Consider the following 16,900-nt stretch of genomic DNA (forward strand, 5'->3'; position numbering starts at 1 on the left):
GATCGGGGGCGTCGCACGCCGGAGAATCTGCGGCTGCACCCACCGCGTCATCCAGCCCATGCCCGTCATCACCTGCATCGAAGACCTGCGCCAACTCGCCGAGAAGCGCGTGCCGCGCATGTTCTACGACTACGCCGACTCCGGCTCCTGGACCGAGACGACCTACCGTGCGAACGAAAGCGACTTCCAGGGCATCAAGCTGCGCCAGCGCGTGGCCGTCAACATGGAAGGCCGGAGCACGGCGGTGACGATGGTGGGCCAGGCGGCGAAGATGCCGGTGGCCATCGCACCCGTGGGCCTGACCGGCATGCAGCATGCCGACGGCGAGATCCACGCGGCGCGCGCGGCCGAGAAGTTCGGCATCCCGTTCACGCTGTCGACGATGAGCATCTGCTCCATCGAGGACATTGCCGAGCACACATCGGCGCCCTTCTGGTTCCAGCTCTACATGATGCGCGACCGCGAGGCGATGGCCCGCATGATCGACCGCTGCAAGGCGGCCAAGTGCTCGGCCCTGGTGCTGACGCTGGACCTGCAGGTCATCGGCCAGCGCCACAAGGATTTGAAGAACGGCCTCACCGCACCGCCGCGGCCGACGCTGGCCAACCTCATCAACCTGGCCACCAAGCCGCGCTGGTGCCTGGGCATGCTGGGCACCCGGCGCCACACCTTCCGCAACCTGGTGGGTCATGTGAAAGGCGTCAGCGACATGCGCTCGCTGTCGGCCTGGACCAACGAGCAGTTCGACCCGCGCCTCTCCTGGGCCGACATCGCCTGGGTCAAGCAACAGTGGGGCGGCAAGCTCATCCTCAAGGGCATCATGGATGTGGAGGACGCCAAGCTGGCCGTGCAGGCGGGTGCAGACGCCATCGTCGTCAGCAACCACGGCGGCCGACAACTGGACGGCGCGCCGAGCAGCATCCACGCATTGCCGGCGATTGCTGCCGAGGTGGGGCATCAGACCGAGGTGTGGATGGACGGCGGCATCCGCTCCGGCCAGGACGTGCTGAAGGCCTGGGCCCTGGGCGCACGCGGCACGATGATCGGCCGCGCGATGGCCTATGGCCTGGGCGCGATGGGCGAAGAAGGCGTGGCCAAGGCGCTGGCCATCCTGCACAAGGAGCTGGACGTGACCATGGCCTTCTGCGGGCACACACAGCTGACGAACGTCACGCGCGACATCCTCGTGCCCGGAACCTACCCGTCGGCCTGACTTGCGCTGACCGCGACTGGGCCATTAGGCTGGGTGATGCGCTCCACCCTGCTCACCTGCCTGCTCGCCTTGCCCCTGCTAACGGCGGCGGCGCCACCCGCACTGCCCGGCAGTGCGGCCATCGATGCCGAAGTCGCGCGGCTGATGCGCGCCACGCAGGCCCAGGGCCTGGCGGTGGCCGTCGTCGATGCCGGCCGCGTCGTGCATGTCGGCGCCTATGGCAAGCGCAATGCTGCGGGCGAGCCGCTGCTGACCGACACCGTCATGTATGGCGCCTCGCTGACCAAGGCGGTGTTCGGCTATTGGGTCATGCAGCTTGTCGATGAGGGCAAGCTGGATCTGGACCGACCGCTCGCCGCCTACCTCGACAAGCCGCTGCCCGACTACCCGAACGACCCGAAGTCCGGCCCCTGGCGCCACCTTGCCGACGAGCCGCGCTGGCGCCAGCTGACGGCGCGCATGCTGCTGACCCACAGCAGTGGCTTTGCCAACTTCGCCTTCCTGGAGCCCGACCGAAAGCTGCGCATGCACTTCGCCCCCGGCGCGCGCTACGCCTATTCGGGCGAGGGGCTGATCTTGCTGCAGTTCGTGCTGGAGCGCGGCCTGGGGCTGGACGTCGGCGCGGAGATGCAGCGCCGCGTGTTCGACCGGTTTGGCATGACGCGCACCGGCATGATGTGGCGCGCCGACTTCCGCCCCAACCTGGCCGACGGCTGGAAAGAGGACGGTAGCGTCGAGCCGCACGACGAGCGCAGCAAGGTGCGCGTGGCGGGGTCGATGGACACCACGATTGCCGACATGGCGAAGATGGCAGCCGGCTATGTCAGCGGCGTGGGCCTGAAGCCCGAGAGCGCCGCGGCGCTGACCGCGCCCCATCTGCCCATCACGACGGCCTCGCAGTTCCCGACGCTGCAGCCCGAGCTGCCGCCTGACAAGCGGCGCGCCGACCTCGCGGCCGGCCTCGGTGTCATCGTCTTCAACGGGCCGCAAGGCGCTGGCTTCTACAAGGGCGGGCACAACGACAGCACGGGCAATACCTGGGTCTGCGTGAAAGCGGTCCAGCGCTGTGTCGTCATCCTCGCCAATGACGTGCGCGCCGAAGCGGCGTTTCCCAGGCTGGTCGAGTTCGTTCTCGGCGAGACCGGCGCGCCTTGGACCTGGGAATACGGCGAGATGGTGTTCGCCCGCTAACGGCCTGCCGAGGCGACCAGGGCCTGGGCTTCGGTACGCGCGACCGGCCCCTGGCCGATGACCTCAACGACGACGAGGTAGCCGGCCAGGTCGGGCCGCCCGCTCGCGGCGGCATAGGCCTGCGCCAACGCCAATTGCCGGCTTGCCAGCAGCCGGCCCGTGGCTGGGTCCCAGTCCTCGTTGGAAATCATGCAACCCTGCTGCGGCGTGCCGGGGAAGTAGCTGCTGCCGGCATAGTAGGCCGGGTTGATCGTCGTGCCGTGGATGAGCAGCTCGTCCCGTCCGGCGCGGCCGGCGAGCCAGGCTTCCTTGATGGCAGCATGGCCTCGCCAGCTGGCCGGCAGGAAGCTCTCGTACAGCGCCTCGCTCCAGGCGCCGGCCGTGTCGCCATGCTCGAACTCAGCCGGCGTCGCCTCGATGGGCAGCTTGCTGTGCAGATAGGGCGTGGGGCCGATGTTGGGGTTGGTGGCCGTGCCGGCACCGACGATGGTGAACACGCCTTGCGGCGTGTTGCCATTGGTGATCGTGCCCGGCAGGCCGCTGCGCGACAGCGCGAGCTGCGGTTGGGCGAACAGCCGGCCGGCGGTGTCGCGCACGAAGCGACCGTCTGCGCCGCGCACCAGCACCAGGCCCATGGCGTTGCGGCCGGGTCGCTGCAGGCTGTAGATGACCGGGAAGCCAGGCCGGAGGGGCGCGGCAAGCAGATCGGCCAGCGGCGGTTGGGCCGCGCGGACGGTGGCGACTTCTTCCATCAGCGCGAGGAGGCGCGGGTCGTCGCGCCACTGCGGGAACTGGCGCGGCACGAGGTCGCGGATGAACTCGGCATGGCCCGGGTTCGAGGCCATCAGCGTGTAGGCGGCGACGGCAAAGGGCTTGCTCGTCTTGAGCTGGGTCAGCAGCGGCTGCAGGGCGGCCTGCATGGCTTGCTCCGCTGGCGCAGCGTAGAGGGAGCGGGCGCCGGTGAGCAGCGCGCGCTGGTACTCCGGGTCGCGGTTGGCCAACGTCGGCAAGGCCTGCAACAGCAGGGGCCGGGCGGCGTCGATCTCCAGGTTGTACTGGGCCACCAGGTCGAACAGCCGCGGCAAGGCGGCATCCCGCTCAGGGCCGGGCGGCAAGGCGATGCGGGCGCGCATGTCGGCCAGCACGGCTTCGCGCAAGGCGCGCTCGCCTTCCAGCGATGTGGCCGGCCAGATGAAATCTGCCGGCTTCAACACCAGCAGCTCCGCAGCGCTGTAGCGCTTCTCCGCCGCACTAACTTGCGGCTTGAGCGGCGCGCAGGCGGCCAGCATCAAGGCGGCACTCAAGGCGAACAGGTGACGAAGGCTCATGGATTCAGCAGGTGCAAGGCATTGGCCACGCGGCGCAGTACGGGTTCGTTGAAGGGGCGCGGCAGACGCGACTCGCCGCCGATCAGCAGTGTGGACGAACCGCCGCCATCGAGGTTGAAGGCCTGCACGGCGCCCAGCTCGCGCATCAGCTGGGCCGTCTGCGTCAGCGTCAGCCCCTTGACCGGGCCGCGGCGGCCGGCGGCCAGCAGCACGATGAGCTGGCGGCCGGAGGCGTCGAGGCCAACGGCCGTGCGTGGATGGCTTTGGGCGCAGAGGTTGGCGCAGCTTGCATCGTCCTCGGCGCTGCGCGCTTGGCCGTCGCGCACCAGCCAGGGCGTGCCGCTGACGGCCATCGCCCAGCCCCGCTCGGGCGCGGTGGGCGCATCGAAGCGGATGGTGCAGCCACCGGGCGGGTCGCTGCAGGCCAGCAGCGGGTCCTTCACCGGCTTGTTCGCCTTGATGAGTTCCGGCCACGGCTGGCCGGCTGACACGGTCAGCCCACGCGGGCGGAACGCGCGGTCGAAGAAGGACGCGTTGACGCTGGCCAGCGCGCCGCGGCGGCTGGGCATCTGGTCGAGCGACTGGCCGGCATCGGCCGGCGGCGACAGGCTGACCCGCACCTGCGCGAGGTCCACACGCAGCGCCTGCACCTCGCTGTTGGGCCAGGGGGCCCAGGCCCGGTGGGCCAGGCCGGGCGCCAACGGCTGCCAGCCATCGGCAGCAGGCGGTGGCGGGATGCTGGCGCAGCCGGCCAGCGCCAGCAGAAGGGGCGCCAGGAAGACATGAAGGCGGGGCATGCAGTCGATGCTAACGGCCCGTTGCACGGCCCCCGCGCCGGCGCGCGATCATCGGCGTGTCGAAAACCGGTCGCTTCACTCGTCGCGTTGATGGCGACCTGCCGAACCACCCATCACCCAAGGAATGCCGATGAAATCCCTGAGCCTGCTGGCCTGTGCCCTGTTCGCCACCACCGCGCTTGCCGCGCCGGTGACCTACGAGATCGACCCGACCCACACCTACCCCAGCTTCGAGGCGGACCACATGGGGCTGTCGGTCTGGCGCGGCAAGCTCAACAAGAGCAGCGGCACGGTGGTGTACGACAAGGCCAACGGCAGCGGCAGCGTGGACGTGCAGATGGACCTGGCCAGCATCGACTTCGGCCTGGACGCGATGAACGCCTGGGCGCGCGGCAAGGACTTCTTCAACGCGGAGAAGAACCCCTCGGCCAGCTACAAGGGCCGCTTCGACGGCGCCACCGGCGGCGTGCCGGCGAAGTTGGTGGGCGAGCTGACGCTGAACGGCAAGACCCGCCCCCTGACGCTGACCATTCACCAGCTCAAGTGCATCCCGCACCCCCTGCACAAGCGCGAGCTGTGCGGCGCCGACGCCTCCGGGGCGTTCAATCGCGAGGACTTCGGCCTGGGAGCGGGCAAGGACTGGGGCTTCAAGATGGACGTCGCACTGCGCATCCAGGTCGAGGCCGTGGCCAAGGAATGACGCTGCAGATGAAAACGGCGGCCTGACGCCGCCGCTTTTCTTTCCGTTTTTCTTTCCGTATTTCGGGCCGAGCGCCGGGCCGCCCCAAGCCGGCCCGCCTGGCGATGTGCTGGCGGCTCAACGCCGCGAGCATTGCCGTCCCCTTGGGGGACCGACCAGACTGCCCGCGTTCAGCAGGGCAGGCTGGGCGAGGGGCTTGCTACTTCACACCCATCTCGTCGAGCAAACGCGTTGTCTTGTCCACCGTGCTCATCTGCCACAGCATGTAGCGCGCGTCGACGGAGATGCTGCGAACCATCTTGGGGTTGAAGTCCCAGTCGGAGATGACGGCGTCCAGCGTGCCGTCGAACAGCAGGCCGACGAGCTCGGCGTTCTTGTTCAGCACCGGCGAGCCGGAGTTGCCGCCGGTCGAGTCCAGCGTCGACAGGAAGTTCACCGGCACCGAGTCCAGCGACTTGACGTGGTACTTGCCGAAGTTGCGCGCCTTGATGGCGGCGAGCTGTTCGGCCGGCGCGTTGAATTCACCGCCAGCCTCGTCCGGACCCTTGTGCTTGGCGACGATGCCGCGCAGCGTCGTGAACGCCGTCCAGTTGCTGCCATCGGTGCCGGGGTTGCGGCCCTCGACCTTGCCGTAGCTGATGCGCAGCGTGCTGTTGGCGTCGGGGTAGACGGCCTCGCCGCGGCTGGCGTGATAGTCGATCAGCGCCTGCTGCGCGCCGATGTAGGCCTTTTGCAGCTTGCCGCCAAGTTCCTTGTCGCGGTTTTCGATGCGACGGTCGTCGTCGTAGAGCGCGACGGCGGCCTTGATGAAGGCGTCGTCGCTGGCCTTGAAGGCGGCAACATCCTTGTCCAGCCAAGCCATGCGGAAGGCACTGTCGGACAGCTTGCTGCCCGCGTAGGCCTTGTCCAGCTGGGCGCGGATGCCGGCTTCGTCCTGACCCGCTTTCAGGCCGAAGACGTTGACCCAGACCGGGTTGAGCGTGTCGGCCGGTTGCGCGAGGTACTGAGCCAGGAAGTGGGCGGCGACGCGCTTGTCGGTCTGCTCGTCGTAGCGACGGTCCAGCGACTGCTGTGAGGCGCGCAGGCGCGGCAGGTCCCGCTCCTGGTAGCCGGCTTTGCGTTCTGCGTCGGGCTTGGCGCGCTCCTGAGCGATCAGGTAGAGCTGGCGCGCCGAGTTCAGCAGGGCCGGCATCATGAAGGTGTTCAGCAACTCAGCACGGGTGTGGGTCTGGCGCTCAGCGATGAGGCTTTCGGTGGCGGCGATGTCGGCACCGTAGCGCGCCTTGCGCTCGGGTGAGCCGTTCACCCAGGCCTTCAGCCTGTCGAACCCGGCGGTCTTGCGGGCGAGGATGTCGCTGCCGTCGTAGCTCTGCTGCTGGCCTTGCAGGTTCTTGTAGTAGTTCTGGAGCCCCTGCATGCGGTTCGCCATCTTGATCTCGGCATCACGGCGGCCGGCCGTCTCGGCCTTGATCAGCTCGATGGCCTCACCCATCACGCGGGTTTGCGTGGGCTGCTGCCAGCCGAAGGCGAAGTCCACCTCGGTGGGCAGGCGGTGACGGTTGGTGTGGCCCGGGTAGCCCGCCACCATGACGAAGTCGCCTTGGCTCAGCGGGCTGCTGGGCATCTTCAGATGGTGCTTGGGGGCGTAAGGCTTGTTGTCCTTGCTGAATTCGGCCGACTTGCCGTCCGGGCCGACGTAGGCGCGGTAGAAGCTGTAGTCACCCGTGTGGCGCGGCCAGACCCAGTTGTCGGCGTCGCCGCCGAACAGGCCCACGCCGGTGGCGGGCGCGTGCACCAGGCGCACGTCGCGGATCTCAAGCTGCTTGATGAGCTGGTACTGCAGCCCGCCAAAGAAGGGGTGGACATTGCAGCGGTGGCCCTTGTCGGCCTCGCAGGCGGCCACCAGGCTTTTCTCGGCAGCCTCGATGGCGTCGGTGCGGGCCTTGCCCGTCAGCGCGCGGGTCCTGTCGTTCAGGACCTCGGCGCTGACGTCCTTCATGTCCACCGTCACCCACATGCGTGTGCCCGGCGCGGCGGGCAGCTCATCGGCCAGCGTGGCGGCATAGAAGCCGTTTTTCAGCAGGTCACGCTCGGGCTTGGCGTTGTACTGGATGCTGCCGTAGGCGCAGTGGTGGTTGGTGACTGCCAGGCCTTGGGGCGAAACGAAGCTGGCGGTGCAGCCCGGGATGGCGACGACGGCGCCCATCGGGAAATCGGTCAGCTCCTTGAGCTTGGCCGGGTCCAGCGCCAAGCCACCGGCCTTCAGCGCCTTGCTGATCTGCGGCAACTGCTTGGGCATCCACATGCCTTCGTCGGCATGGGCCGCAGTGGCGGCAAGTGCTGCCAGGGTCAGCAGTGAAAGGGAATGACGTGTCATGAAGCGGTTCGGCGAAAGACGAAACCGCGAGGGTAACTCGGGGGTACCGAAACAGCGGGGTGAGGAAAGGCAGGCTTCGGCCTGGGGAAAGCCCCGAGAACTGTCCCGGATATGTTCGGCGCCGGGACACGGCTGCACGCAATTGCTTCGTGTCCCCCGGGCCGCTGCGCGGCCCTCCTTCTTTACCTGCGCAATTGCGCGCAGCCGTATCCCGGCTTTCGAGCCAACGGCTTGCCGCGCAAGAAGGGACTCGGGACGCGTCAGTGCGTCATTCCGATCCACTCGCCGGCGGCTTGGTAGGCCTCGAACAGGTCCAGCGCCAAGTCGCGCAGGCCGGGATGGCTGCTGGCATGCCCGTCGGCCAGGCGCTCGTAGGCGTAGTGGCGGTCGTAGAGCATGCGGGTCGGGTTGATGGTCAACCCGGCGTCATTCATCAGTTGCCCAAAGCGCAGCAGGTCGGCGGTGGCAACCGGGCCGCCGCTGGTGGCGCCCGACACGGTGAGGCCCAGCGCTCGTATGTCGCCCAGATGCACGCCCTGTGCGATCTTCAGGCCGCTCCAGGCATGGCCCGGGTCGCCCAGGCCGCGGGGTTCGTCGGCGGGAACGGGGATCAGGTGCAGCGGGATCAACATGGCGGGCCTCGGACAGCTGGCTGTTATGGCTGCCATCGTGCCGGGCCCTCGGCAAAACCAAGGCCGGATAAAGCCCGAAATGACCCGGCTATCCGCCGTTGATGGCGCTCAAGTCCGGTTGGCGGTCAGAAGAACTGCAGGTCCAGGTCGCCGTGGGCGTACAAGATGACGCCGGTGTCGGTCTCCGTGATGCGGTGCCCCGTGCCGGCCGGGGCCAGCTGGTAGTCGCCCTGCTGCAGCAGCACGTCGTCCAGAAAGAGCTCGCCCTGCACCATCAAGCATTCCTCGTCGTGGCCATGGCTGTGGTTGGGCACGCTGGCGCCGGGGTCGGTCTGGTACAGCAGCGACGCCTGGCCGCCGCCGGTCCACAGCACGCGGCGCCGGATGCCGGGCGCGAAATCGGGCCAGCCGGCCTGGCGGTCCAGCACCAGCAGGCGCTCGACACCTTGGGCCTCGGACTCGCGCACGAAGACATGGGCGCCGTCCAGGCTGGCCAGCCGCGTCGGGTTGCCCGCAGGCAGCAACAGGAAATCGCGCAAGCCGAGCGACTCGCCGTCGACCGCCGCGCTGCCGCGCAGCACCAGGAATTCGCGCGGCCCGCCGGCAGGCAGCTCAAGCGTGGTGCCCGCCTGCAGCTCGACGACGCTGGCAGCCCGCGGCTCGCCGGGCCGCAGTGCACGTTCTGGTGGCGCGCGGTAGAGCCAGCGCTGCTGCACGCCTTCTGCCAGCGGCTCTGCACCGGCCTTGCGGCGGCGCACGGTGACCATCCCCTGCTCGGCCTTCAGCGACTGCGCGAGTCGCGTGCCCAGGCGCTCGCCCAGGCGCCCCGGCAAGCCGGGCGCCGGCGCTGCCCAGGCCTGGGCAAAAGGTTCGCTGAGCAGGGGGCTCATGTCGTTGTCGTCGTGTTCGGGGGAATTCGGCATGGTGGTCATGGCGTTGCCTTCCTTCATCTCAGGCAGGCAGCGCGTGAGCGCCGTTGTCACCCAGCGCCTCGCGCAGGGTGATCAGCGCGCGGCGGATCTGGGATTTGACCGTGCCCAGCGGCAGATGCGTCTGGCTGGCGATCTCCTCGTGGGACAGGCCATTGAAGAAGGCCAGCGCCACGAGCTGGCGCGGCTGGGGCTTGAGAAGCAGCAGCGCCCGATGCAGCTCGGCATGGCCCTGCGCGACGGCGAGCAGTTCGTCGCCCGACTCGGCCGGCGGTGACGACATCGACGTGGTGTAGTTCTGCGCTTCTTCGTCCAGCTCCTCATGCTGGAAGCGGGCCTCGCGGCGGATGGCGTCGATGGCGCGCGAGCGCGCCATGCCCAGCAGCCAAGTCAGGGGCCGGCCACGTTCGGCGTCGAAGCGCGCCGCCTGGCGCCAGACCTGGAAGTAGACCTCCTCGGCCACCTCCTCGGCCAGCTGGCTGCGCCGCACCAGGCGCAGCACCAGGCCATAGACGCGCGACAGCGTGGCTTCGTACAGCGCCATCAAGGCGCGCTCGTCATGGTCGACGATGCCGGCGATCCAGGTTTCAAGCAGGGCATCGTCAAGCGGCGCGCAGCCGGCCTTGGCGGCAAGGGCCACGCAGGCTGCCTCGGCTTCGGCCTGCGCTTCGGCCTCCGCGGTATGCAGCTCGGCGTCGTCGAAAAGCAGTGCGTGAGGCGGCACCTCGTCGTCACCGGGCTCTGATGGATGCGGAAGGTTCATCGTGTTCCTCAAACCAGCAGTTGGTCCATGCCCGGCTCGGCGCCGCGCAGGAAGATGGTGGCGCCCGTCTCGGTGGCGATGCTGGCGTGCAGGCTGCCGGCCCGCGCCAGGTGATAGCCGCCGGGGCCGACCTCGATCTGGCTGCCCACCTTGAGCACGCCTTCGAGAACGATGCATTCCTCGTCCATCGGGTGCCTGTGCGCATCGATGCGCGCGCCGGGCGCAAACTTGAGCAGGTAGCTCAGAGCGCCCTCGTTCTCGTTCAGCACCTTGATCTGCACGCCGTCGCCATAAGGTTGCCAGCCAGCCGGGCCGGCGGGCACAGTGACGTGGCTGTCCTCGGTATCAGCCACCCGCTCCAGCAGGCGCCGGCGGATGGCACGGGCCTGGGCGGGGGTGGCAGGTGGCGAGGTCATAAGGAGGCTGTACGCGGCGGCGTTGTTTCTGGATGCAGGTTACTCCTGACGCTGGCTAGCATCTACCCTGCGCGGCCGGTCGTATTACTTTCACATGTCCCAGATCGCCTATTTCGACCTTGTCAGCCATTGGCGCCTGGACGCGCCGGTCACTCATGTCTGGCGCGCCATCACCGAAACCGAGCATTGGCCGCGCTGGTGGCCGGGCGTCGTCGGCGTCAGGAAACTGCGCAGCGGCGATGGCACCGGCGTCGGGCTGCTGCAGGAAATCACCTTCCGCACCGGCCTGGGCTACCGACTGCACCTACAACTGGAAGTCACCGAGGTGCTGAAGGAAGAACGCCTGCGCGCCAAAGCCGCCGGCACGCTGGCGGGGGAAGGCATCTGGCTGATGAAGCAGGCCGCACCCGAGGTGGGCAGCCATACCGACGTGACCTTCGTCTGGCGCGTCACGCTGCCGCCGGGGCTCCTGCGCTGGACCGCGCCGCTGCTGGGGCCGCTGTTCCGGTGGAATCACAAACGGGTGATGCGGGCGGGGCGGATGGGGCTGATGCAGTACTTGGCGCTGATGGGCGGGTAAGCGCGCTGCTCAAGGGCCTGCCGCCGCCTCCAGCAATACTCGCTGTATATCAAGCGACCAAGCTGAACACCGCATGACCTCAACCCTCGCGCTTGCTCTGCTAGTTGTCGCCACCTCGGCCACATCAGCGTCGCCCATCGAAGGGGAGTGGAAGGTCGTCTTCCCGTGCACGAACGCCACCGGCGTGTACGCGGAGCGTTGTGCCGATGGCGAACGCGACTATTTCTGGCTCGGTCTGCAGGCGAATGGCGCATCCGTTTGCGGCTTTCATATCGCCACCGGACAGATGGGCAACAAGGTGGACGGGGCCGATGAGGTCGCACCCACCATCGCCGGTTCGCTGATCGGGGCCGCCGGACAAGTGAGCTTTCTGAACGCCAGGGGTGCGAAGGGTACGGCTGTCGTTCGCCTGAGCGGCGATCAGCTTGAATGGAGAGTTCTGCAGCAGTCCGGAACGACCTGGATACCCGAGCACGCGGTTCTCACCCGGCAGCCAACCCGGAGCGCGTCACGAACCTGCCAACCGGGACGCACCGCAGTTGGCGAGGGCAACGGCTGACGTCTGTCCAGGCTCAAGCCTTGGGCAATGTCACCCCCACCTGACCCTGGTATTTGCCCCCACGGTCCTTGTAGCTGACCTCGCAGACCTCGTCGCTCTCGAAGAACAGCACCTGGGCGCAGCCCTCGCCCGCGTAGATCTTGGCGGGCAGCGGCGTGGTGTTGCTGAACTCCAGCGTGACATAGCCTTCCCACTCGGGCTCGAAGGGCGTCACGTTGACGATGATGCCGCAGCGGGCATAGGTGCTCTTGCCCAGGCAGACCGTCAACACATTGCGCGGGATGCGGAAGTACTCCATCGTGCGCGCCAACGCGAAGCTGTTGGGTGGAATGATGCAGACGTCCTTGTTGATGTCGACGAAGCTGTTCTCGTCGAAGTTCTTCGGGTCTACCACCGTCGAGTGGATGTTGGTGAATACCTTGAACTCGGGCGCGCAGCGGATGTCGTACCCGTAGCTTGAGGTGCCATAGCTGACGATCTTGCGGCCGTCCTGCTCGCGCACCTGGCCGGGCTCGAAGGGCTCGATCATCCCGTGCTGCTCGCACATGCGGCGGATCCACTTGTCGCTCTTGATGCTCATCGCTTTTTTCCTTTGTCAGCGCGGGGTCGCGCCGTCGAAATACATGCTGCCGTCCAGGTCCAGCACAAAGCCTTTGACCGCCGCGCGCTCGGGCACGGCCAGGCGCCCGTAGGCGATGGGCGTCCACGGCAGTTCCTGCATGGCCAGGCGCTGGGCCTTGGCATAGAGGGCCTTGCGGTCTTCCTTGTTGAGCGCCTGGCGCGCCTCGGCCAGCAACTTGTCGTAGGCCGCGTTGCACCAGAAGGTGCCGCTGGCGGCGCCGCAGGCGAGCTGGCCCGCGGTATTGGCGGGCTCGGGGTCGCCGTTCCAGCCAGACAGCGCTGCGTCGTGCTCGCCGGCATCGATGCGCCGCAGGTACTCGCCCCACTCGTAAGTGACGATGCGGGCGTTGACGCCGACCTTGGCCCAGTCGGACTGGATCATCTGCGCCATGCGCTGGCCGTTCGGGTTGTAGGCGCGCACGACGGGCATGGCCCAGAGCGTGATGTTGAGCGGCAGCACGCCGGCCTGCTGCAACAGCGCCTTGGCCTTGGCTGGGTCATGGGGCACGGGCTTGATCGTCGCGTCATGCGCCCAGTTGGCGGCCGGCATGACGCTGTTGGCCAACGTGCCCGCATCACCATAGACGGCGCGCAGGATGGCGGCCTTGTCGATGGCCATGTCCAGGGCCTGGCGAACTTCCAGCTTGGACAAGGCCGGACGCTTGGTGTTGTAGGCCAGGATGCCCACATTGAGCCCTGGTGCGGTGACCAGCTTGATGGCCGGGTCCTTCTTCAGATCAGCCAGGTCGGCGGGGCCGACGGGTGCCGCGATGTCGCATTCGTTGCGCCTGAGCCGCTGGGCGCGTACGGTGGCATCGGGCGTGATGGCAAAGACCAGCTGGTCGGCCCGCGGCCGCTCGTCCTTGCGCCACCAGCTCGGGTGCTTCACGTAGCGGATGACGCTGTCGGCGCGAAAACTCTTGAACTGGAAGGGCCCGGTACCGACCGGGAGCTGAGCGATGCGCTGCGGCGTGCCGGCCTTGAGCAGTTGCCCACCCAGTTCGGCCGACTGGATCATCGTGAACGCGAAACTCAATGCCGACAGGAAGGACGCGTCGCGCTCGGCCAGCGTGATGCGAACCTGGTGATCACCGAGCTTCTCGACCCCGCGGATCAGCTTCTCCCAACCGAACGACACGACATAGGGCGACACGCTGGGCAGGGCCTTGGCGAAGGCGCTGTCACGGCTGAGCAGTCTGCCGAAGGTGAAGATGACGTCGTCGGCATTGAACTCACGCGTCGGCTTGAAGCCGTCGACCGCATGCCAACTCACGCCACGGCGCAGCTCGAAGGTGTAGGCCAGGCCGTCGGCGCTGACGCTCCAGCTCTTGGCCAGGCCCGGGATGAGTTCGTCGGTGCCACGCTTGACTTCGACGAGAGTGCCGAACACAGGCAAATGCGCGGCATGGTCGATGCCGCTGTCCGTCATCGCCGGGTCGAAGGTCTTGGGGCTGCCGGCCGCGCAAAAACGCAGCGTCGTGTCGGCCTGGGCGAGCAGGGGCAAGGCCAGCAGCAGGGCGGCAAGGCGCTTCATTTCGTGATCTCCGCCGAAGGCACGAAGGGCAGGATGCCCATCGATTGATACAAGGCCGACGGTGACAGGGCCTTATCGCCCTGCACGACCAGCGCGATGCGCCGGATGGCGCGAATGTCGGCCACCGGGTCACCCTCCACCAGCACCAGGTCGGCGCGTTTGCCGCGCTCGATGCTGCCGATCTCGCTCAAGCGGTCGCTGTACTTCGCGCCGTTCCATGTGCCGATCTTCAGCGCCTGGGCCGCCGGGATGCCGGCTTGTACATACAACTCCAGTTCGCGCTGGAGCGCGAAACCGGGGGTGGCATCGGTGCCCGCCACCAGCGGAATGCCGGCGGCGTGCATGCGGCGCAGCAGCTCCATCATGACCTTCCAGCTCGCACCCCAGCGCCTGGCCTTGGCATCGTCCATGTCGACCTCGGCCGACAAGTAGCTGCGCTGCACGACGGCCGGCAGGTTGGCGGCCACCATCGCATAGCTCGGGCTGGGCTGGCCCTGGCGCTGGTTGTAGGTGCCCTCGAAGGCCGTCATCGTCGCGTCGACCACCGTGCCGCGCTGCTTCAGCAACGCGATGAAGTCCTGGGTGCGGCGGTCGTTGAGCTTGATGTCGGCCGCCTTGTCGCCGGGGAGGTTGAAGCGCAGCAGCGTGCGCGTGTCGTCGCCCTTGCCGACCAGGAAGTTGAGCGTCAGCTGGTTGATGTGGTGAAGTTCGTCATAGCCGGCCTCCACGGCCTGGCGCGCTGTCATGAAGGCCGGCACATGCCCGCCCGTGCGTAGCCCCAGCGAACGCGCATGCGCCACCATCGGCTTGACCCACTCCGGGCGGATGGAGTTGTAGAGCTTGAGCTGGCGGTAGCCGCGGGCGGCATACCAGTCGATGGCGGCGAGCGCATCGGGCAACGTGTCGGGCACGAAGTCGGCCTGCGACGAGAACGGGCTCTTGCCTTCGATGAAGCCATTGGCCGCGATGCGCGGGCCCAGCACCTCGCCGTGCTCGATGCGGCCGCGCAGCTCGGCCAGCTCGGCATTGCTGTTGCCGACATCGCGCACGGCCGTCACGCCCGACGCCAGGTTCAGCAGCAGCGCGCTGGCGTCCAGATGGGCATGCATGTCGACGAAGCCAGGCAGCAGGGTGCGGCCCTTGCCGCTGATGCGCTGGGCCGGGGTGGCGGTCTTCACGCCACCCGGGTTGGCGATGGCCGCGATGCGGCCCTCGAACAGGTAGATGTCCGACGGCCCGCGCAGCACCGCAGCCTGGGAGTCGAACCAGCGCACGCCCTCGATGACGGTGAGCCCCGACAGCGGCTGCGGCAGGGTTTTGGCCAGGCGCTCCAGACGCGCCAGCTGCGCGGCCTTCTGCGCGTCGGACAGCCGGTCCATCTCGCCCTCGAAGCCCTGCAGCAGGGTGCCGCCCCAGCCGGGCGAGACCTGGGCGAACAGAGCCTGGTTGTCCTCGCGCAACCAAACGTAGCTGGGTTCGAGGTCCAGCCCCTCGATGGCGTACAGGCCGACCTCGTAGGCGGCGCCGGCGGGCTTGAGCGTCTTCACGCGCTCGATGCCTAGCTGGCCGCTGGGCAGCGCCTGGGCGCGCTGGCCGGGGCGCTTCAACAGTGTCTGCGCCAGCCGGCCGGCCCAGGCCGGCGTGGCCTGCACTGGCAAGTAGACCAGCTCGCGGCCAACGCCAGCGCGCTCGCCACCGTCTACCGGCGAGCGCCAGCTGACACTGCCGGCCTTGAGCTCGAAGCGCTCATCGATGCGCGCGCCGTAGGTGGCCACGCCCTCGGTGCGATAGGCCAGCCAGGCGCCGTCGGGCGCCAGCTCCAGCACTTCCCTCTGGTCAGGGCCGCGGCCGTTGTTGCGGTAGCTGTAGTCCACCTCCAGCCGGCCGGTCGATTCGGCGACCTTGAGATGGCCGCATGCCACCTTGGCACAGACGACCGTGTAGGTCTGGGCCTGCGCGGCGCCGGCCAGCAGCAGCGCGATCAGGGGGGGCAGCATTTTCATGGGCGACGCCTGGGAACCTTAGATGGCGCGCACTTTACTGACGGGCTTTGGCGAGGGAGGCCACGCCCTTGTTGGCCAGCATGTCGGCCCGCTCGTTGCCAGGGTCGCCGGCATGGCCCTTGACCCAGCGCCAGTCCACCGTGTGCAGCTTGCGCAGCGCATCCAGGCGCTGCCACAGGTCCGCGTTCTTGACCGGCTTGCCGTCTGCCGTCTTCCAGCCGCGGCGCTGCCAGTTGACGATCCATTCTGTGATGCCCTTGCGCACGTATTCGCTGTCCAGGTAGACGACGACATCGCAGCTGCGCTTGAGCGACGCGAGTGCCTCGATGGGCGCCGTCAGCTCCATGCGGTTGTTGGTCGTCTCGGGCTCGCCGCCGAAGAGTTCCTTGTCGTGGCCGCCGCTGGACAGCCAGGCGCCCCAGCCGCCAGGGCCCGGGTTGCCCTTGCAGGCGCCGTCGGTGTAGATGGTGACCTGGGGGCGCTTGATCAGGACGGCAGGCTTGGGTGCTTCAGTCATTCTTGTTGTGATGGTTGTTCAGTGCCACGGCGGGCGCCTTCTTGGCGACCGCACGCGAGTTCTTGGCCAGGCCGATCATGCGCATGCCATGCACGCGCTTGACCGCCTGGATGAAATAAACGGCGCCCAGCACCGGCCACCAGCGCGAGCCCACGCCATCGACCCAGCGCCAGCGCTGCAGCCAGGCGTCCGAGCGCAGCGGCGGGCGATAGATGCCGAAGCGCGCCGCCTCGACGTCGAAGCTCAGCAGCTTGAGCCAGTCGCGCAGCCGCCAGTAGCCAATGAAATCACCATCGCGCGGCAGGTAGGGCTCGCCACGACGCTTGAGCCGGCCGAGGTTCTGGCGCAGGCCCCAGAGGCTGGCCGGGTTGAGGCCAAAGACGATGAGGCGCCCTTCCGGCCGCAGCACGCGCTCCACCTCGCGCAGCAGCGCATGGGCGTCGGGCGCCAGTTCGAGAGCATGCGGCAGCAGGACGAGGTCGAGGCTGGCGGTATCGAACGGCAGGGCGTCGAAGTCGCAATGCAGGTCACGCCCGACCAGCCAGCGGTGGGGCATCCGGTTGCTCTGCAGGCCGTCCAGCTCCGGCAGGCCGAGCTGAAGGGCATGAAAGCCGAACAGATCGGTCACGGCAGCGTCCACCTGCGCCTGTTCCCAGGCCAGCAGGTGGCGGCCGGGCGGCGTCTGCAGCCAGGCTGCCAAATCTATACTCGGCGCTTTATCTGTCATGGGTTGGCGCCAC

The 16,900-nt window shown here is 68.1% G+C and carries 17 protein-coding genes; 5 read left to right on the top strand and 12 right to left on the bottom strand.

The features are described from left to right. Positions 1 to 58: 58 nt before the first annotated feature. A complete protein-coding gene (locus ASC81_RS16465) occupies positions 59 to 1,213 on the top strand; it encodes an alpha-hydroxy acid oxidase (protein ID WP_056269274.1) in 1,155 nt (384 codons plus the stop codon). Between the two features lie 36 nt (positions 1,214 to 1,249). Further along, positions 1,250 to 2,404, top strand: a complete 1,155-nt coding sequence (locus ASC81_RS16470; protein WP_056269276.1) for a serine hydrolase — start codon at positions 1,250 to 1,252, stop codon at positions 2,402 to 2,404. Here ASC81_RS16470 and ASC81_RS16475 read toward each other — a convergent pair. Beyond that, positions 2,401 to 3,732, bottom strand: a complete 1,332-nt coding sequence (locus ASC81_RS16475; RefSeq protein WP_056269278.1) for a hypothetical protein — start codon at positions 3,730 to 3,732, stop codon at positions 2,401 to 2,403. The genes ASC81_RS16470 and ASC81_RS16475 overlap by 4 nt on opposite strands. Continuing rightward, complete coding sequence (locus ASC81_RS16480; RefSeq protein WP_056269279.1) at positions 3,729 to 4,529, bottom strand: phosphodiester glycosidase family protein; 801 nt, start codon at positions 4,527 to 4,529, stop codon at positions 3,729 to 3,731. Before ASC81_RS16480 ends, ASC81_RS16475 begins: the two co-directional genes overlap by 4 nt. Positions 4,530 to 4,653: 124 nt before the next feature. On the opposite strand from ASC81_RS16480, the gene ASC81_RS16485 reads away from it, so the two are divergent. Then, positions 4,654 to 5,229, top strand: a complete 576-nt coding sequence (locus ASC81_RS16485; protein ID WP_200946882.1) for a YceI family protein — start codon at positions 4,654 to 4,656, stop codon at positions 5,227 to 5,229. A gap of 199 nt (positions 5,230 to 5,428) precedes the next feature. Here the strand turns inward: ASC81_RS16485 and ASC81_RS16490 are convergent, their stop codons facing one another. The 5 genes from ASC81_RS16490 to ASC81_RS16510 all read right to left on the bottom strand — a co-directional run bounded on the left by ASC81_RS16490 (position 5,429) and on the right by ASC81_RS16510 (position 10,346). Then, positions 5,429 to 7,606 carry a S46 family peptidase gene (locus tag ASC81_RS16490; RefSeq protein ID WP_056269284.1) on the bottom strand — a complete coding sequence of 726 codons (2,178 nt, stop codon included), beginning with the start codon at positions 7,604 to 7,606 and terminating at the stop codon, positions 5,429 to 5,431. Positions 7,607 to 7,866: 260 nt separating this feature from the next. After that, on the bottom strand, positions 7,867 to 8,238 hold the full coding sequence (locus ASC81_RS16495; RefSeq protein ID WP_056269286.1) for a hypothetical protein: 372 nt from the start codon (positions 8,236 to 8,238) through the stop codon (positions 7,867 to 7,869). 125 nt (positions 8,239 to 8,363) lie between these two features. Next, on the bottom strand, positions 8,364 to 9,170 hold the full coding sequence (locus ASC81_RS16500) for a cupin domain-containing protein (RefSeq protein WP_162245911.1): 807 nt from the start codon (positions 9,168 to 9,170) through the stop codon (positions 8,364 to 8,366). A 19-nt stretch (positions 9,171 to 9,189) separates the two neighbouring features. Further along, the gene (locus tag ASC81_RS16505; protein ID WP_082536577.1) at positions 9,190 to 9,930 is read right to left on the bottom strand and encodes a sigma-70 family RNA polymerase sigma factor; all 741 of its coding nucleotides are present in this window, start codon (positions 9,928 to 9,930) and stop codon (positions 9,190 to 9,192) included. A gap of 8 nt (positions 9,931 to 9,938) precedes the next feature. Next, positions 9,939 to 10,346, bottom strand: coding sequence for a cupin domain-containing protein (locus tag ASC81_RS16510; protein ID WP_056269290.1), 408 nt, complete (start codon positions 10,344 to 10,346; stop codon positions 9,939 to 9,941). A 94-nt stretch (positions 10,347 to 10,440) separates the two neighbouring features. Between ASC81_RS16510 and ASC81_RS16515 the strand changes: the two genes are divergently transcribed. Together ASC81_RS16515 and ASC81_RS16520 are read left to right on the top strand one after the other, a co-directional pair. Beyond that, on the top strand, positions 10,441 to 10,926 hold the full coding sequence (locus ASC81_RS16515; RefSeq protein WP_056269292.1) for an SRPBCC family protein: 486 nt from the start codon (positions 10,441 to 10,443) through the stop codon (positions 10,924 to 10,926). A 73-nt stretch (positions 10,927 to 10,999) separates the two neighbouring features. Further along, positions 11,000 to 11,485: a hypothetical protein gene (locus tag ASC81_RS16520; RefSeq protein WP_056269294.1), complete on the top strand. Its 486-nt coding sequence runs from the start codon at positions 11,000 to 11,002 to the stop codon at positions 11,483 to 11,485. Between the two features lie 13 nt (positions 11,486 to 11,498). Here ASC81_RS16520 and dcd read toward each other — a convergent pair whose 3' ends face one another. The 5 genes from dcd to ASC81_RS16545 are packed head-to-tail and all read right to left on the bottom strand — an operon-like array spanning position 11,499 to position 16,887. Then, entirely contained in the window at positions 11,499 to 12,065 is a 567-nt protein-coding gene (dcd, locus tag ASC81_RS16525) for a dCTP deaminase (RefSeq protein ID WP_056269296.1), read from the bottom strand. 15 nt (positions 12,066 to 12,080) lie between these two features. Then, positions 12,081 to 13,640, bottom strand: a complete 1,560-nt coding sequence (locus ASC81_RS16530; protein ID WP_056269297.1) for an ABC transporter substrate-binding protein — start codon at positions 13,638 to 13,640, stop codon at positions 12,081 to 12,083. Next, positions 13,637 to 15,643: an amidohydrolase family protein gene (locus ASC81_RS16535; protein WP_082536578.1), complete on the bottom strand. Its 2,007-nt coding sequence runs from the start codon at positions 15,641 to 15,643 to the stop codon at positions 13,637 to 13,639. The genes ASC81_RS16530 and ASC81_RS16535 overlap by 4 nt, the downstream gene beginning before the upstream one ends. Positions 15,644 to 15,677: 34 nt before the next feature. Continuing rightward, positions 15,678 to 16,160: a ribonuclease HI gene (rnhA, locus tag ASC81_RS16540; RefSeq protein WP_056269301.1), complete on the bottom strand. Its 483-nt coding sequence runs from the start codon at positions 16,158 to 16,160 to the stop codon at positions 15,678 to 15,680. Continuing rightward, entirely contained in the window at positions 16,153 to 16,887 is a 735-nt protein-coding gene (locus ASC81_RS16545) for a class I SAM-dependent methyltransferase (RefSeq protein WP_056269982.1), read from the bottom strand. The genes rnhA and ASC81_RS16545 overlap by 8 nt, the downstream gene beginning before the upstream one ends. Positions 16,888 to 16,900 lie beyond the last annotated feature (13 nt).

Source organism: Pelomonas sp. Root405, assembly GCF_001425165.1.
Lineage (GTDB): Bacteria > Pseudomonadota > Gammaproteobacteria > Burkholderiales > Burkholderiaceae_C > Pelomonas.

What these genes read in the sequence shown, in the direction of transcription:
- rnhA (WP_056269301.1), bottom strand. Translation starts at nt 16,160, where the DNA reads ATGACTGAAGCACCCAAGCCTGCCGTCCTGATCAAGCGCCCCCAGGTC.
- ASC81_RS16545 (WP_056269982.1), bottom strand. Translation starts at nt 16,887, where the DNA reads ATGACAGATAAAGCGCCGAGTATAGATTTGGCAGCCTGGCTGCAGACG.
- ASC81_RS16530 (WP_056269297.1), bottom strand. Translation starts at nt 13,640, where the DNA reads ATGAAGCGCCTTGCCGCCCTGCTGCTGGCCTTGCCCCTGCTCGCCCAG.
- ASC81_RS16465 (WP_056269274.1), top strand. Translation starts at nt 59, where the DNA reads ATGCCCGTCATCACCTGCATCGAAGACCTGCGCCAACTCGCCGAGAAG.
- ASC81_RS16480 (WP_056269279.1), bottom strand. Translation starts at nt 4,529, where the DNA reads ATGCCCCGCCTTCATGTCTTCCTGGCGCCCCTTCTGCTGGCGCTGGCC.
- ASC81_RS16520 (WP_056269294.1), top strand. Translation starts at nt 11,000, where the DNA reads ATGACCTCAACCCTCGCGCTTGCTCTGCTAGTTGTCGCCACCTCGGCC.
- ASC81_RS16470 (WP_056269276.1), top strand. Translation starts at nt 1,250, where the DNA reads ATGCGCTCCACCCTGCTCACCTGCCTGCTCGCCTTGCCCCTGCTAACG.
- ASC81_RS16535 (WP_082536578.1), bottom strand. Translation starts at nt 15,643, where the DNA reads ATGAAAATGCTGCCCCCCCTGATCGCGCTGCTGCTGGCCGGCGCCGCG.
- ASC81_RS16515 (WP_056269292.1), top strand. Translation starts at nt 10,441, where the DNA reads ATGTCCCAGATCGCCTATTTCGACCTTGTCAGCCATTGGCGCCTGGAC.
- ASC81_RS16510 (WP_056269290.1), bottom strand. Translation starts at nt 10,346, where the DNA reads ATGACCTCGCCACCTGCCACCCCCGCCCAGGCCCGTGCCATCCGCCGG.
- ASC81_RS16490 (WP_056269284.1), bottom strand. Translation starts at nt 7,606, where the DNA reads ATGACACGTCATTCCCTTTCACTGCTGACCCTGGCAGCACTTGCCGCC.
- dcd (WP_056269296.1), bottom strand. Translation starts at nt 12,065, where the DNA reads ATGAGCATCAAGAGCGACAAGTGGATCCGCCGCATGTGCGAGCAGCAC.
- ASC81_RS16475 (WP_056269278.1), bottom strand. Translation starts at nt 3,732, where the DNA reads ATGAGCCTTCGTCACCTGTTCGCCTTGAGTGCCGCCTTGATGCTGGCC.
- ASC81_RS16495 (WP_056269286.1), bottom strand. Translation starts at nt 8,238, where the DNA reads ATGTTGATCCCGCTGCACCTGATCCCCGTTCCCGCCGACGAACCCCGC.
- ASC81_RS16500 (WP_162245911.1), bottom strand. Translation starts at nt 9,170, where the DNA reads ATGACCACCATGCCGAATTCCCCCGAACACGACGACAACGACATGAGC.
- ASC81_RS16505 (WP_082536577.1), bottom strand. Translation starts at nt 9,930, where the DNA reads ATGAACCTTCCGCATCCATCAGAGCCCGGTGACGACGAGGTGCCGCCT.
- ASC81_RS16485 (WP_200946882.1), top strand. Translation starts at nt 4,654, where the DNA reads ATGCCGATGAAATCCCTGAGCCTGCTGGCCTGTGCCCTGTTCGCCACC.